The organism is Methyloligella sp. GL2, from assembly GCF_013341275.1.
GTDB lineage: Bacteria > Pseudomonadota > Alphaproteobacteria > Rhizobiales > Methyloligellaceae > Methyloligella.
In genome coordinates, this window is the sequence record NZ_CP054476.1 from 3,113,624 (window position 1) to 3,127,352 (window position 13,729).

General features: G+C 62.8%; 15 protein-coding genes and 1 tRNA gene. 8 read left to right on the plus strand and 8 right to left on the minus strand.

Going from position 1 to position 13,729, the window contains the following annotated elements:
* Positions 1-24: 24 nt before the first annotated feature.
* Positions 25-1,524 carry a mechanosensitive ion channel family protein gene (locus tag HT051_RS14475; RefSeq protein ID WP_174542686.1) on the minus strand — a complete coding sequence of 500 codons (1,500 nt, stop codon included), beginning with the start codon at positions 1,522-1,524 and terminating at the stop codon, positions 25-27.
* Positions 1,525-1,855: 331 nt separating this feature from the next.
* On the opposite strand from HT051_RS14475, the gene HT051_RS14480 reads away from it, so the two are divergent.
* A complete protein-coding gene (locus tag HT051_RS14480) occupies positions 1,856-2,623 on the plus strand; it encodes a TIGR01458 family HAD-type hydrolase (RefSeq protein ID WP_174542687.1) in 768 nt (255 codons plus the stop codon).
* Positions 2,624-2,677: 54 nt separating this feature from the next.
* Here HT051_RS14480 and aguB read toward each other — a convergent pair whose 3' ends face one another.
* The 3 genes from aguB to HT051_RS14495 form a co-directional block, all read right to left on the minus strand.
* Complete coding sequence (gene aguB, locus HT051_RS14485; protein WP_174542688.1) at positions 2,678-3,556, minus strand: N-carbamoylputrescine amidase; 879 nt, start codon at positions 3,554-3,556, stop codon at positions 2,678-2,680.
* A complete protein-coding gene (locus tag HT051_RS14490) occupies positions 3,544-4,605 on the minus strand; it encodes an agmatine deiminase family protein (RefSeq protein WP_174542689.1) in 1,062 nt (353 codons plus the stop codon). Before HT051_RS14490 ends, aguB begins: the two co-directional genes overlap by 13 nt.
* 123 nt (positions 4,606-4,728) lie before the next feature.
* On the minus strand, positions 4,729-5,856 hold the full coding sequence (locus tag HT051_RS14495; protein ID WP_174542690.1) for a polyamine ABC transporter substrate-binding protein: 1,128 nt from the start codon (positions 5,854-5,856) through the stop codon (positions 4,729-4,731).
* A 144-nt stretch (positions 5,857-6,000) separates the two neighbouring features.
* Between HT051_RS14495 and HT051_RS14500 the strand changes: the two genes are divergently transcribed.
* Positions 6,001-6,969, plus strand: coding sequence for a LysR family transcriptional regulator (locus tag HT051_RS14500; protein WP_174542691.1), 969 nt, complete (start codon positions 6,001-6,003; stop codon positions 6,967-6,969).
* Between the two features lie 21 nt (positions 6,970-6,990).
* On the opposite strand, the gene HT051_RS14505 is transcribed toward HT051_RS14500, so the two are convergent.
* Positions 6,991-7,067 (minus strand) — tRNA-Arg (locus tag HT051_RS14505).
* A 253-nt stretch (positions 7,068-7,320) separates the two neighbouring features.
* Between HT051_RS14505 and HT051_RS14510 the strand changes: the two genes are divergently transcribed.
* Positions 7,321-7,683, plus strand: coding sequence for a hypothetical protein (locus tag HT051_RS14510; protein ID WP_174542692.1), 363 nt, complete (start codon positions 7,321-7,323; stop codon positions 7,681-7,683).
* 18 nt (positions 7,684-7,701) lie between these two features.
* On the opposite strand, the gene HT051_RS14515 is transcribed toward HT051_RS14510, so the two are convergent.
* From HT051_RS14515 to HT051_RS14525, 3 genes are read right to left on the minus strand one after another with little or no spacing between them, the layout of a single operon-like run.
* Positions 7,702-9,189: a HAMP domain-containing sensor histidine kinase gene (locus tag HT051_RS14515; protein WP_246810111.1), complete on the minus strand. Its 1,488-nt coding sequence runs from the start codon at positions 9,187-9,189 to the stop codon at positions 7,702-7,704.
* A gap of 40 nt (positions 9,190-9,229) precedes the next feature.
* Positions 9,230-10,657, minus strand: a complete 1,428-nt coding sequence (locus HT051_RS14520; RefSeq protein WP_174542693.1) for an NAD(P)/FAD-dependent oxidoreductase — start codon at positions 10,655-10,657, stop codon at positions 9,230-9,232.
* 50 nt (positions 10,658-10,707) lie between these two features.
* Positions 10,708-11,481 carry a TVP38/TMEM64 family protein gene (locus HT051_RS14525; RefSeq protein ID WP_174542694.1) on the minus strand — a complete coding sequence of 258 codons (774 nt, stop codon included), beginning with the start codon at positions 11,479-11,481 and terminating at the stop codon, positions 10,708-10,710.
* Between the two features lie 168 nt (positions 11,482-11,649).
* Between HT051_RS14525 and HT051_RS14530 the strand changes: the two genes are divergently transcribed.
* The 5 genes from HT051_RS14530 (at position 11,650) to rnpA (ending at position 13,632) form a co-directional block, all read left to right on the plus strand.
* On the plus strand, positions 11,650-11,952 hold the full coding sequence (locus HT051_RS14530) for a hypothetical protein (protein WP_174542695.1): 303 nt from the start codon (positions 11,650-11,652) through the stop codon (positions 11,950-11,952).
* Positions 11,953-12,142: 190 nt separating this feature from the next.
* The gene (locus tag HT051_RS14535) at positions 12,143-12,439 is read left to right on the plus strand and encodes a hypothetical protein (RefSeq protein ID WP_174542696.1); all 297 of its coding nucleotides are present in this window, start codon (positions 12,143-12,145) and stop codon (positions 12,437-12,439) included.
* A 176-nt stretch (positions 12,440-12,615) separates the two neighbouring features.
* Positions 12,616-12,948: a hypothetical protein gene (locus tag HT051_RS14540; RefSeq protein WP_174542697.1), complete on the plus strand. Its 333-nt coding sequence runs from the start codon at positions 12,616-12,618 to the stop codon at positions 12,946-12,948.
* 153 nt (positions 12,949-13,101) lie between these two features.
* Entirely contained in the window at positions 13,102-13,236 is a 135-nt protein-coding gene (rpmH, locus tag HT051_RS14545; RefSeq protein ID WP_069096272.1) for a 50S ribosomal protein L34, read from the plus strand.
* A gap of 27 nt (positions 13,237-13,263) precedes the next feature.
* On the plus strand, positions 13,264-13,632 hold the full coding sequence (gene rnpA / locus HT051_RS14550; protein WP_174542698.1) for a ribonuclease P protein component: 369 nt from the start codon (positions 13,264-13,266) through the stop codon (positions 13,630-13,632).
* The last annotated feature ends 97 nt before the right edge of the window (positions 13,633-13,729 follow it).

Sequence of the window (13,729 nt, forward strand, 5' to 3'; positions counted from 1 at the left end):
CCGCCGAGCGAAATTTAACGCCGGCTATTTGTCGCCGTCATCCCCGTCATAGCCTTCGTCGCCTTGCGCCACCGCGGTCGCCGCATCGGTTTTGACGCGGGGGGACGGTGCGGAGCTTTCCGGCGCTGCCGGCAGCGACCGGCCATAGACGTGCAAGTCCCGCTGCGGGAAGGGAATGGAGATGCCGTTGCGGTCGAAGGCTTCCTTCACCTGGCGGGTCAAATCCCACAACACGGTCCAGTAATTCTCGCTGCGCACCCAGGGGCGGGCGATGAAGTTCACCGCACTGTCGCCGAGCTCGGAGACGCGGATGATCGGCACCGGATCGATCAGCACCAGAGGATGGGCGGCGATGGTCTCCTCCAGCACCTTCTGGGCCTTCTCGATACTGTCGCCGTAGCCGATGCCGAAGACCAGATCGACGCGCCGCGTGGTGGAGCCGGTGACATTGGTGATGACCTGGCCCCAGACCTGCTTGTTGGGAATGACAATGATCTGATTGTCGGGGGTCACGACGGTGGTGGCGACGATGCTCACGGCCGTTACCGTGCCGGCCACGCCGCCGACATCGACATAGTCGCCCTCGTCGAAGGGGCGGTTGATCATGATCATCAGACCGGAGGCGAGATTGCTGAGCGTGTCCTGGAAGGCGAAGGCCATGATGAAGGAGGCACCGCCGATCAGGGCGAAGATCGGCGTGATGTCGATGCCGAGCGCGGCGATCACCACGAGCAAACCGAAGGCCAGAACCAGCCAATAGACAAACTTCACGATGAAGCTCTGCAGCAGCTTGGAGAGCTGGCGGGCGTGGCGGATCCAGCCTTTCACGGCGCGCCGTACCAGGCGCGCGACCACGAGGAGCGTTAGACCGGCGATCACAATGATCAGAAGATTGCTGCCGACTTTGACGCCGCCATCCCACGCGACCAGCCAGCTGCGCAGCCGCGTTACGATGGTCTCGAAATCGCTGGAGCGTGCTTCCTCCACGAGGATGGCATCGCGGAAGGAGCGGTATTCCTGAATCAGATCCTTGTTGCCGCCTTTCTGCTCGAGGGCGTCGACGACGATATTGAACTTGTTGAACAGCGCATTCCGCTTGTTGATGAACTCGATCAGCGTGTCACGGCTGGCATCCTCCAGCGGACCCTCCGCGCGAAGCACCTCCAACTGCTTCTCCACCACCATGTTGGTCCAGCGTTGGACGATCAGCAGCCACTCGCCGGCAACCTTGGTCAGTTGGTCCTTGGTGAGCGGTGCGAGCCGCATCTTCAGCTCGTTGGCGGGGATGTCGGGATCGACCACCTCTTTTGGAATGGAAAGCGGCGCTGCAGAGGCATCGTTCTTCTCCGCCTCGGGTGCCTTCTCTTCCGGCGCGGCTTCCGCCTTCTTCTCTTGCGCTGCAGCCGGATCGGTAAAGGGGAAGCCCAGCGTCTGGGCGCTTGCGGGGCCGAGTCCAGCGGCAAGAGCACTAATAAGGGCGCAGAGCAGACAGAAGACGGTCAGGAGGTCGCGAACGAGGCGCATTCAATACTCACTTCGTGGCGCTTGAGCGATTGCCGAGCCTTCCGCACGGCAAGGCGTAGCCGACAGCTAAGTCGCAACGATCATTAGAGAAATTTCGGCAAGACGGTGTCTGAGCCGCCGTCTCGCGCGCGCAAGGAACAAAATGTCTATGCAGATATTGTGGCAGGGCCGATGCCTTGCGCGTTTGTGCCTCAGGAAAGGCGGCACTCAGAGGCGAAGCTGAGAGCTGAAACTTGCGTTTTTTGCCAATTAGGGCTTTCGCCGTCCGGGTTTTGGCGGAATCCTTGGGTCGTCCAAGCCTTTCACTCTCAAGCGGATTGCCCTCGGCCCCATGACGAAATCTGTGCTGCTCGATCTGGCAGGCGTTGTCTATCAGGGCGAAGCCGCAATTCCTGGCGCCATCGAGGCCATTGCACGCTTACGCGACGCCGGGCTCGGGGTGCGCTTTCTCACCAACACGACCCGGACGCCGAAAGGCGTGCTGGTCCAGCGGCTGCAGGCTATGGGCTTCGATATCGCCCCCGACGAGGTCTACACCCCGGCGAAGGCGGCCTGCGACTGGCTGAATGCCCACAAGCTGGCGCCGCATCTCCTGGTGCACGAGGATCTGAAACCGGAGTTTTCCGGCTGCGGCGGCGATGCGGGCGAAGCGGTGATCGTCGGCGATGCCGGGCACGACTTCACCTATGAGGCGCTGAATGCCGCCTTCCGCAGCCTGATCGGCGGGGCGGAATTTCTGGCGCTGGCCCGCAACCGCACCTTCAAGGATATCGACGACGAGTTGAGCCTGGATGCCGGCGCCTTCGTGGCGGCGCTGGAATACGCCACCCAGCGGCAGGCGCATGTGCTCGGCAAGCCCTCGCCGGAGTTCTTCCACTTGGCGCTGGAGACGCTGTCCTGCCCGCCGGAGGAGGCGGTGATGGTGGGTGACGATGCGGAATCCGACGTTGCCGGCGCGCTCGCCGCCGGGATCGGTGCCGGGCTCCTGGTGCGCACCGGCAAATACCGCGAGGGCGACGAGGATGCAGTCGAGCCGAGACCGACCGCGGTGGTGGACGATCTCCCCGCCGCGGTCGATTGGATCCTCAGGCCGCGCTGAGGCGAACGACCTTGGCGCCGACTTGGCCCGCTATTTGGCCCGTTACTTCACCCGCTACTTGGCCGGCCGGCCGGTCATCGTGGCGATGGGACCGTAATGCTCCGGGCGCCGGTCACGGAAGATATGCCAATAGTCGCGATGGCGCGCGATCTCGTCGAGATCGAAGCTGTGGGTCAGCACGGCCTCCGCTGTGCTGTCGGCCTCCTGCACCTTTTCGCCGAACTGATCGGCGATGAAGGACGAGCCGTAAAAGGTCATCTCCGTGCCGGCCTTGCCTTCCTCGGTGCCGACGCGGTTGGAAGCCACCAGCGGCACCAGATTGGCGCCGGCATGGCCCTGCTGCACCCGCTGCCAATGGGGCGCGGAATTCCACTGCTCGTTGCCGACTTCGGAGCCGATGGCGGTGGGGAAGAACAGGATCTCGGCCCCCATCAGCGCCATGGATCTGGCGCTTTCGGGAAACCACTGATCCCAGCAGATGCCGGCGCCGATGCGGCCGAAGGCGGTATCCCAGACGCGGAAGCCGGTATCGCCCGGGGAGAAGTAGAACTTCTCCTGATAGCCGAAACCATGGGGAATATGGGTCTTGCGGTAGGTGCCGAGATTGCTGCCGTCGGCATCGATGATCGCGATCGAGTTGAAGCGGGCATTGCCGGCATGCTCGTAAAACGAGACCGGCAGGACGATGCCCAGCTCCTTCGCCAGGGCGCTGAAATGCTCCAGCGTCGAGTGGCCTTCGACGGGCTTCGCCCGCTTCAGGTTCTCGGCCAGCTCGTCCTGGCAAAAATAATGCCCCTCGAAGAGCTCCTGCAGCAGCACGATATTGGCGCCGCGTTCCGCCGCCTCGCGGATGAGCTTCTCCCCCTTGGCAACATTCTCTTCGACGACATCGCTACAGGCCATCTGAGTGGCGGCAACGGTCACTTCGCGCATCGGTCTTCGTCCTTGTCGTTCTTCGCTACCGGAACCTGCTGGGTCACGCAGCCGATCCCGCCGCCGCCCACAGCCTGCCATTCGCTGCGGCAGGTGACGATTTCGCGGCCCGGATAGGCTTCCTGTAGAATCGCGAACCCGCGATCGTCCAGCGCCGGATCGACCTCGGGCGCGACAATCGCGCCGTTGAGCACGTAGGCGTTGGTGTAGGGAATAGCCAGACGCTTTCCTGGCGGTTCGGTGCTGTAAGGCAGAACATCCATTTCGATGATCTCGAGCTGTCGGCCCCGCGCATCGCGGGCCGTGCGCAATATATCAAGGTTCTCCCGCAACAGGTCGTAGTTCGGATTGGATTTGTCCCGCACCACCTGGGCCAGCACTTTGCCGGGCGCGACGTATTCCACGACATTGTCGACATGGCCGTCGGTCCCGCTGTCCTCATAGAGCCCCAAGGGCAGCCAGATCACCTTCTCGATGCCGAGATATTCGTGCAGGTGTTCCTCGATAGTCTGGCGGCTCATGCCGGCATAGCGGTTGACGTTGCGCATGTTCTGCGCCGTGGTGATCAAGGTCCCCTCTCCGTCGACGCTCATGCCGCCGCCCTCGCCGATGAACGAGGTGCGGAAGCATTTCACCCCGAGATGCTCGGCGATCTTCGAGGGCATCTCCTGGGTCTTCGGGCATGCGAATCGTTCGCCCCAGCCATTGAAGCCGAAATGCACCGCGGCCACCTCGCCGATCTCATTGCGGACGAAGACCGGGCCGTTGTCGCGGATCCAGCAGACATCAATCGGGATCTCCACGACCTCCGCCACGTCGCCGCAACGCGCCCTCGCCTCGGCAATATCGGCCGGATCGGCAATGAGAGTGACCGGCTCGAAAGCGGCGATGCCGCGCACCAGAGATTCGATCTCGTTGCGGAAACCAGGGACGTCGGTGCCGGCGCCTTCTTCGATAGGCGGCCAGCTCACCAGAGTGCGGGCGTGCTCGTCGAACCGCGGCGGCATGCGGTAGCCTTCGGCGAAAGGCGTGCTTGGGGTATCGCTCACGATCGTGTCCTTTCCGACAGTGGAGACGAGAGAGGGACGGCGTGATGCCGTCCGGTTTTCAGCTGGGATGGGAGCCGAGGCGCCAGCCGACAAGCTGTCCGGCCGGCGCCTCGGTTGCCGGCTTTAATTGCCGGTCTTGAAGCGGCTCCAGGTCCGGGTGGTCATGCGAAGCGTCTTCGGGTCGCGCGGCAGGTTGGGGAACAGCTTCGCCATCAGATCCTCCGGCGGATAGACGTTCGGGTCGCTCTTTACCGCCTCGTCGACATAGTCCAGCGAGGCCGCGTTGCCGTTGGGATAGAAATAGCTGTTGGTCACGGTGGCGATCACCTCCGGCTCCATCAGATAGTTCAGGAAGGCGTAAGCGTTGTCCGGATCGGGCGCATCGGCCGGGATCGACAGGAAATCGAAGAAGATGTCGGTGCCCTGTTTCGGGATCGAATAGTAGACCTCGACACCGTTGCCCGCCTCTTCGGCGCGGGCGTAAGCAAGCCCGGCATCGCCGCTCCATCCAAGCGCCAGGCAGAGATTGCCTTGCGCCATATCGTTGATCATGGCGGCGGTGTTGAAGTTCGTAATGTAGGGGCGGATCTTCGCGAACAGCGCGTCGACCTTCTTAAAATCCTCCGGGTCGGTGCTGTAGGGATCGAGGCCGAGATAGTTCAGGGCGATGGAGACGATCTCTTCCGGCGAGTCGATAATCGCCACGCCGCAATCGGCGAATTTGGAGACGATCTTGGGATCGAAGATCATCGCCAGGCTATCCACCGGCGCATCCTTCATGCGCTCTTCGATCAGCGCCGGATTGTACATGATCCCGGTGGTGCCCCAGAGATAGGGCACGCCATAGCGGTTGCCCTTATCGTGGCGGGCGAGCAGCGCCATGATCTTGGGATCGAGATTGCCGCTATTGGGCAGCTTGTCCTGATCGAGCGGCGAGAGCGCCCCGATCTTGATCAGCCGGTCGGCCATAAAGGCGCTGGGGAAGATGACGTCGTAGCCGCTATCCCCGGTCAGCATCTTGGTCTCAAGGGTCTCCAGCGTGTCGAACGGGTTATAGATGACCTTGATCCCGGTCTTGTTCTCGAACCCGTCGATCACCTCTTGCGGGATGTATTCCGCCCATGCCGAGACGGTGACGACATTGTCCTCCGCGGCGGCGGGCAGCGGTGCGGCCGTTCCCACCATGGCGAGCGCGATCAGCGCACCGGCGGCGCGGCGTACAAGCATCGTATCCAGCAGTCGTTCAAACATATCGGTGTCGCCCCTATAGATCCTGGAAAGCTGCCAACGGCGTCGCAGCTCAAGTTGATTTCCAGCGATGCTGTCCCGGAACTGCTGCATTGCACAAACGATGTTTATCGATCTGTTCGGATCGATTACATTCATCTGAAAGACATGAAGAAGACGCTGCCACATCTGATCGCGCTCAGGGCTTTCGAAGCGGCCGCGCGGCATGGAAGCTTCAAGAGCGCCGCCGAAGAGCTCTGCGTCACGCCGTCTTCGGTGAGCCATCAGATCGCCAAGCTGGAGGATTGGCTGGGCGTCCCGCTATTCCGCAGGCTGAATCGCAAGGTCGTTCTGACCGACGCCGGCCGCACCTATTTCCACACGGTGTCCAACGCCTTCGAGGAGATCGCGGCGGTGACCGACCTGGTCAGCCAGCGCCACCGGACGGTCTCGGCCAGGAAGCGGCTGAAGATCGTCGCCGATCCGGGCTTCATCGAGACCTGGCTCGGGCCGCGGTTCGACAAGATGCAGTCGGTGATGCCGGAGGTTCAGCTCGATATCGCCTTCGGCGAAGATATCGACGATTTTCTCAAGGCCGATGCGGATGTCGCGATCCATTATGGCCGGGGCAACTGGCCGGAGTTCGACTCCATCCTGTTGCGGACGGGCTACGAGTTTCCCGTCTGCAGCCCAAGGCTGCTGCGGAACGGAACAGTGCTGTCCGAGCCGAAGGATCTGGCCGGCTTCACGCTGCTGCATGAGCGGGACCCATCGGGTTGGACGGCCTGGCTGACGAGTGCGGGCACGCGCCATCCCGGTCTGCTGGAGGGGCCGATCTTCCATTCCACCCAGACCATCTTCAACAAGGTGCGGGCGCTAGAAGGCATCGCGCTCGGCGATGACATCGTCGCGGCCGATCTGCTGCAGGCCGGCGAGCTGGTCAAACCGATCGGCAAGGTGCGGAAGTCCAACTCCTCGCTGTATTTCATGCAGTTCAAGACCGGGGGCGAGCCGGAATTGCGCAACGCCTTCAAGGCTTGGCTGATGCAAGAGCTGGAGGTGCATAGCCGGGCGACGGCGATGCTGCGCGAGGACCTGCCCTACGCGGCGGAGAGCTTAGGCTCTCTCGACACCTGATCTCGCATGGAAAAGGGGAAGTGGCGCGCCGGGGAAGATTCGAACTCCCGACCCCCAGATTCGTAGTCTGGTGCTCTATCCAGCTGAGCTACCGGCGCTTAAGGATTTCGGCCGCAGATTTGCGGAAACCGCATGATGCGGTCCGCCGGTGGAACGGCGGCCCGAGCCGCCCTACCTAATACCTTGTTGGCAGGAAGGCAAGGCCTCCTATCAAGGCTTCGTATTGAGCCTTCGTATCGGCGCTTCGTATTGAAGCTTCGCATGAGACTCGGTTGCGAAGCTTGGAACCCAAACCCGCCGACGCGGTTGTTGCCATAATAAGTGCGCTTCAAATCCGGAGGAGAAGCAGCCATGCAAGCGTATTTCTCTTTTCATAGAGTTTTTGCGGCGGTTTGCGCCGCGCTTATCGCGGTCGCCATTTCGGCGGGCGCCGCTTTTGCCGCGAGCGACTATGTCGGCAAATACGAGACCAAGGACACCCAGGGCAAGCCGATGACCATCACGCTGGCCGATGACGGCAGCGCCTCGGGTCAACGCACCGACGAGGCCCTGAAGGGCACCTGGAAAGAGAAGAAGAATATCGCGGTGATCGACTGGGGCGACGGTTGGACCACCAAGATCAAGAAGAAGGGCGAGGTCTATCGGAAGATCGCCTTCGAGGGCAAGAAGCCGGAAGGCAAGCCCGCCAGGGCCAAAGCCAAGAAGGTCGAGTAGCGCACGGGCGCCTGCGGCCTAGGCCGCACGCCGGCCGGCTTTGCCGCCGGCAACATAATCGGGGATCGCCACCTGGAAGGTGGCGCCCCCCTCATTTCCCGTCAGCTCGATACTGCCGCCATGGGCCTGGACCAGCTCCGCCGCGATCGCGAGGCCGAGCCCGGCGCCGCCCTTGCGCGCCACGCTCTGGAAGGGCTGAAACAGATGCGCCGCGGCGCGCTCCGAAACGCCGGGACCGGTATCGGCAAGCTCGATCACGCTGCTCTCGCCGTCGCGCCAGGCGCGCACCGAAATCGCTCCCTTATTAGCTCCCTTGCCAGCCCCTGTGCCGCCATTGGCGGTCTCGATGGCCTGGAGCGCATTCTTCGCCAGATTGCTCAACACGCGGAAGAGCTGATCGCGGTCCGCGTCTACCTCCAAATCGTCCGGCACGTCGATGCTCCAGTCGACCGTCCCGGCCCGGGGGAGGCCTAGGCTCTCGCCGATCTCCACGACCAAGGGACGTAAGGCGAGGCGCTCGCGCTCCGGCGCGGCTTCCTCCGCCTGGCCGTAATCGAGGGTGCGGGCGCAGAGCCGGATGGCCCGCTCCAGCGAAGCCAGCAGCTTGGGCAGTACGCGCTGCACGGTCGGATCTTCGACCGCGCCGAGACGGTCGGAAAGAAGCTGGGCGCTGGACAGCATGTTGCGCAAATCGTGGTTCACCTTGCTGACGCCGAGGCCGAGGGCGGCAAGCCGCCGCTTCTGGCCCAGCGTATTGGCCAGCTCGTGCTCCATCGCAGCCAGGGTATGCTCGGCCTGGCCGATCTCGTCCTTGCGGTTGGAGGGGCGGATGATGCTGGACGGGCTCTCCGGATCGTCGCGGAAATTCACGATGTTGCGGGTGAGCCGCATCATCGGCCGCACCAGGAGCCAGATCAGCGCCAGATAGACCAAGGTGCCGGTGATGACGGAGATCAGGATCGACAGGCCCAAAATATCCAGGCTGTAACGGATCACCGCGGCGCGGAGCGGCCCCTCCTCCATCACCACCATCATGGTGTCGCCATCGGCCATGCCGGGATCGCCGATCACCCGGATCACCCGGTCGTCGCTTTGGAAATAGAGCGCCATGGTCTCGGCGATCATCATCGGCCAGGACCTGGTCCTCAGATCGTAGGTGGCGTCGATCACCCGCGGCGCCGTCATATTGAGGACCAGCTTCCTTGCGTTCGGCCGGCGCAGCAGCACGGCGAGCACGCCGGCATTCATCAGAAGCTCGTCGCGCAGGCTCATCGGCACTTCGCCATTGGGGGCGGCCTCGGCGGCCAGCGCCGCAATCTCCGCGGCGGCCAGCCGGTCGACCAGCCATTGGTGGCGGAAATTGGAGACCGAGGGCACGAAGACCAGCACTTCGGCCAGCATCACGAAGACGATGGTGAGGAACAGAAGCTTGGCGGAAAGGCCGGGACGCCAGACGAGGCGGCGCCTCTCTTTCCGCTTGCCGGTTTTTGCAGCGTGCTCGTTCACAACGGGCTCCGAAGCTGACGACAGGGTCTTTCTGCCCGGTCTAGCCGAACTTGCGCAGAAAGCCGGCGATACGACGCAAATAGGGTTTACGCAAGAGCGGTTGATAATAGGTGATGGCGGCTCGCTTCGCGAGTTCGGAGAGGGTCGGGTAAGGCAGGATCAGCCCGGCGATATCGCCGATCTTCAGCGCCTTGGCGATGGCCAGGATCCAAAGCCCGATCAGCTCGCCGGCATCCGCCCCGACGATGACGCAGCCGAGGATGCTGCCCTTCTCCGAGGTAATCACCTTGATGAAGCCCGCCGTCTTGTGCTCGGCCTGCGCCCTGTCGTTATCGGCATAGGGCCAGCGCAGGATGCGGATCCTGCCGCCATATTGCTTGCGGGCTTCGCTCTCGGTCAGACCGATCTCGGCCAGCTCCGGATCGGTATAGAGGCTGCGCGGCACGGCACTGAGATCGAGCTTCGGCCGCAGCCGGAACAGCGCATTCTTCACCACCAGCTCGGCGTGATGAGACGCCATATGGGTGAATTGCGGCGGGCCAGTCACGTCGCCTATGGCGTAGACGCGGCCATTCCTTGTCTTCAGCCGGCGGTTCACCTTGATGCCGGTCTCGTCATGGCGGATGCGCGCCTTGTCGAGGCCGAGCCCCTCCACATTGGGCTTTCGCCCGGTGGCGACAAGAAGATGGCTGCCGGTAATCTCCTGGCTGTCATCGGTATTGGCGACGGTGACGGTCAGGCCGCGCGCGCCGAGCGCAACATTCTCCACCTTGGCGGCCGTGTGGAAGGCGATGCCCTCGCCCTTCAGTGCCTCGATCACGACGCGGGCGGCCTCCGGATCGCTTTTGGCCAGCGGCTTGCCCTGATCGACGATGGTGACCTCGGCGCCGAGCCGGCGATAGGCCTGGCCGAGCTCGAGCCCGACGGGACCGGCCCCCAGCACAATGAGATGGGAGACCTTTTCGGTGAGGTCGAAGATGGTCTCGTTGGTGAGATAGGGCACCGTATCGAGCCCGGGGATTTCCGGGACCTTCGGCGAAGAGCCAGTTGCGATGATGAAGCGGCGCGCCTTGATGATCTGCTCGCCCGCCTCCACGGTGCGCTTATTGGTGAAGCGTGCCTCGCCCTGAATCACGGTGACGCCGAGCCCGGTGAAGCGGGCAGCGGAATCGTTGGGTGCGATATCGGCGATGACGCTGTGGATGTAATCGTGCAGGCGCCCGAAATCGACATGCGGGTGGTTTGGCGAGATGCCGAACGTACTCCCCTGGCGCATCCCCTCGGCCAGCTTGGCGGCCGACAGCAGCGCCTTGGAGGGCACGCAGCCATAGTTCAGGCAATCGCCGCCCATGCGCCCGCGCTCGATCAGCACGACGGAAACGCCGAACGCCGCCGCTCCGGCGGCAACCGACAACCCGCCCGAGCCTGCGCCAATCACGCAAAGATCCGGCCGCAATACTTCGTTCATTCAATCCGTCCGATTTGCCGCTAGCTGCTTCTGGCTCCGGTGCCGCCCGATCAATACGGCGTTTTGCGCAACCGTTTTACGATAACCGGCACAAAAGCCAGTAACCCGAGGGCGACGAAGCCTGCAACGAGCTGGGGCGTGAGAAAAGAGGAAGCGTCCAGTTGCAGGCAAGTTTTTGCCGCTTCGGTGCCGGTTTCGGCGGCGCAGCGGGCGGTTTGGGCGGCAATCACGCTGTCGAGCCCGGCGCCGGCGATGGAGAAGGCGAAGGTGCCGGGAATGATGCCGATCACGGTGGCCAGGGTGTAGGTGCGAAACGAAACGCCGAGAAGACCCGGCGCCAGATTGACCAGCCAGAACGGAAAGACCGGCACCAGGCGCAAGAACAGCAGGTAGCTGAACGCGTCTTCCTGGAAATTCTTGCGGAACTTGTCGAGCGGCGTGTCCACCTTGGGGATCAGCGCTTCGCCGAGCGCGCCCTTGGCGATCAGGAACACGATCACCGCGCCGATGCTGGCGGCGACCAGCGCCGCCATGCCGCCCCAGAACCAGCCGAACAGGAAACCGCCGGCCAGGGTCAGAACCGCGCCGCCGGGAAGCGACAGCGCCACGCTCACCGCATAGACGGCGATATAGGCGGCAAGGGTGAGGGCCAGATGGTCGGAGAGCATACCGCGCAAGGCCTCGCGATGAGCGGCGAGCTGCTGCAATGTCAGATAGCGGTGGCCGCCGAGGGCAAAGACGAGCCCGGCCGCGGCGACCAGCAAGATCAGGGGCCAGAGCCGCTTCAGGGACAGCTTGCCGGAGGAGGCCGGCTCGGTGAGCATAGGCATGGCTCCTAGATAGGCGCGCTTCGCCGCTTCCGAAAATGCCAAGTCGCAGGGTTGTGATAAGGCGTCAGCAATTGTGATGCGAGAAAGTCGTTTGCCGCTCTTGCCGGTTGCGTCATGCTTCCTGGCGGATTCGACCGCCAACTCATAAAAGGAGACGTTCCTATGGATATGCGCATCATCACCGCCGCGGTTGCGGGCAGTTTCGCCGCCTTTTCCTTCGCCGTACCGGTCAGTGCCGACTCGCTTTCCGAGCAGCGGGAAGCCGGCATGATCATCCTTGCCGAAGAGATCGAGATGAAGGGCGAGGAAAAGATGATCGAGAACGACGATTTCGACGGCGGAGAGGACGACCGCTACGACCTGACCGACGGCGAGCCGCCGATCGACGACGCCTTTAGCGATGAGCCCGGCGACGACATGATGGGCGATGGCGGCATGGCCTCCGAAGGCGAGGCGATGGACTAGGCCAAAGCGGACCGCGAGGAGGCGGACCCGCGCACGTTTTCTCTCGATCTCGTGAACGGCCGTCACCAATTGTGATCCGCCAAAATCTTCCTAAAACCTGGGGGTTAGGCCAGACTTTGACTGGCTTCTCGGCCCGCCGAGACAGCCTTTTGAACGCACACCAACCACGTGACCTTAGGGAGTTTTTCCAATGGAAAACCGCAACTGTCTGACCGCCACCGCCTTTATCTTCGCCGCTGCGCTGTTTGCAGCCCCCGCCGCCGTTTCGGCATCCCCGGCAGCGCTGTTCGCCAGCCAGGGCGCCAATGCCGCGCCGCAGATCATCCTCGCCGCCGACGACATGATGGAAGGCGACGAAGGTATGATGGACGACGGCATGAAAAACGACGGGATGAAGACCGACGACATGATGGAAGGCGACGACGACATGATGGAAGGCGACGGGATGAAGGATGAGGGCATGATGGAAGGCGACGACAAGATGTAGCCGCCCCGCCGCGAAGGATCGTCGCCTGCCGGGCTGTTTTTTAGATTTATGCAACCCAAATTTGCGGTTTGTGTGAAACTTATCCCGGCGAGACTTCCAAATATGGCAAGTTTCGGGCAAGAATGATTCGCGTTTTGCCGAGGAACTGAACAGCTGATCAACTAGGAGGATCCGCCATGGAATTTCGTCTGACTTTGACTGCCGTTGCAGCTCTTTTTTCCGCAATGGCGCTTGCGGCGCCGGCCTCTGCCTGCCCGATGGGCGCCTCGAATAAGGAAGCCAACGCCAAGCCGATGATCATCCTGGCTGCGGATGAGACCATGGGCGAAGCCGAGAATGCAGACGGTGCCATGACCTCGGGCGACGAGATGGACGATTCCACTGCCGGCAGCGAAGAGCCGATGGAGGAATCGGAGACGTCCGACAGCAAGATGCTGGAAGGCGAGTCCACCGACGAAGGCATGGGCGAGCAAGGGGACATGATCGAAAAGGACGAGATGTCCGAGTAAATCGAAGGTCCCATCCGCGTCCCATTTCGGGCGCGATGCGAAAACGAGGCCCCTTTGCCTTAACGGCAAGGGGGCTTTTTGTTGCGCCGCGTCCGTTGACTTGCGGCCAAGCGCAACCTATAAGCCGGCCAAGTTTTTGATTGGAGAACGGCAGTGAAGCGCACTTTTCAGCCCAGCAAGATCGTCCGCAAGCGGCGCCACGGTTTCCGCGCCCGCATGGCGACCAAGGCTGGCCGCCAGGTTCTGGCACGGCGGCGCGCCAAGGGCCGCAAGCGCCTTTCGGCGTAGCGCCCCCAGGCGGCTGCCTCAGCCCCTGTGACAGCAATAGAACGGCTCAAAAAACGTTCCGAATTCTTGCGGGTACGCGGCGGGGCGCGTTTTGTCACGCCTGGACTTATCCTGCAGGCGCGGGCGCGAAAGCCCGAGACCGAAGCGCCTGAGGATGCGGGCATCCGGTTCGGATTTACCGCCAGCAAGAAGGTCGGCGGAGCGGTGCAGCGCAACCGCGCACGGCGCCGGCTGAAGGAGCTGGTGCGGCTGCATGGGCAAGCTCATGCGGCAAAAGGCTTTGATTATGTCTTGATCGCCCGGTCAGGAACGCTACAACGGCCCTTCATCGAGCTTATCAGCGACCTTGAGCGGGCGTTTCTCAGGGTCCACCGGCCGCGACATGAGAAGCGCTGAGGCTCAAAAAATCCAAGGGCAACAACGATAAAGCCCTGATTCAAGGGGATCGACCTTCCCGGCCGGATGGCCTGCAATGGCTGGCGGCAGCGGGGCA

Excerpts from the sequence above, each read along its gene's own strand:
- HT051_RS14475 (WP_174542686.1), bottom strand. The coding sequence starts at position 1,524 with ATGCGCCTCGTTCGCGACCTCCTGACCGTCTTCTGTCTGCTCTGCGCC.
- HT051_RS14480 (WP_174542687.1), top strand. The coding sequence starts at position 1,856 with ATGACGAAATCTGTGCTGCTCGATCTGGCAGGCGTTGTCTATCAGGGC.
- aguB (WP_174542688.1), bottom strand. The coding sequence starts at position 3,556 with ATGCGCGAAGTGACCGTTGCCGCCACTCAGATGGCCTGTAGCGATGTC.
- HT051_RS14495 (WP_174542690.1), bottom strand. The coding sequence starts at position 5,856 with ATGTTTGAACGACTGCTGGATACGATGCTTGTACGCCGCGCCGCCGGT.
- HT051_RS14500 (WP_174542691.1), top strand. The coding sequence starts at position 6,001 with ATGAAGAAGACGCTGCCACATCTGATCGCGCTCAGGGCTTTCGAAGCG.
- HT051_RS14510 (WP_174542692.1), top strand. The coding sequence starts at position 7,321 with ATGCAAGCGTATTTCTCTTTTCATAGAGTTTTTGCGGCGGTTTGCGCC.
- HT051_RS14520 (WP_174542693.1), bottom strand. The coding sequence starts at position 10,657 with ATGAACGAAGTATTGCGGCCGGATCTTTGCGTGATTGGCGCAGGCTCG.
- HT051_RS14525 (WP_174542694.1), bottom strand. The coding sequence starts at position 11,481 with ATGCTCACCGAGCCGGCCTCCTCCGGCAAGCTGTCCCTGAAGCGGCTC.
- HT051_RS14530 (WP_174542695.1), top strand. The coding sequence starts at position 11,650 with ATGGATATGCGCATCATCACCGCCGCGGTTGCGGGCAGTTTCGCCGCC.
- HT051_RS14535 (WP_174542696.1), top strand. The coding sequence starts at position 12,143 with ATGGAAAACCGCAACTGTCTGACCGCCACCGCCTTTATCTTCGCCGCT.
- HT051_RS14540 (WP_174542697.1), top strand. The coding sequence starts at position 12,616 with ATGGAATTTCGTCTGACTTTGACTGCCGTTGCAGCTCTTTTTTCCGCA.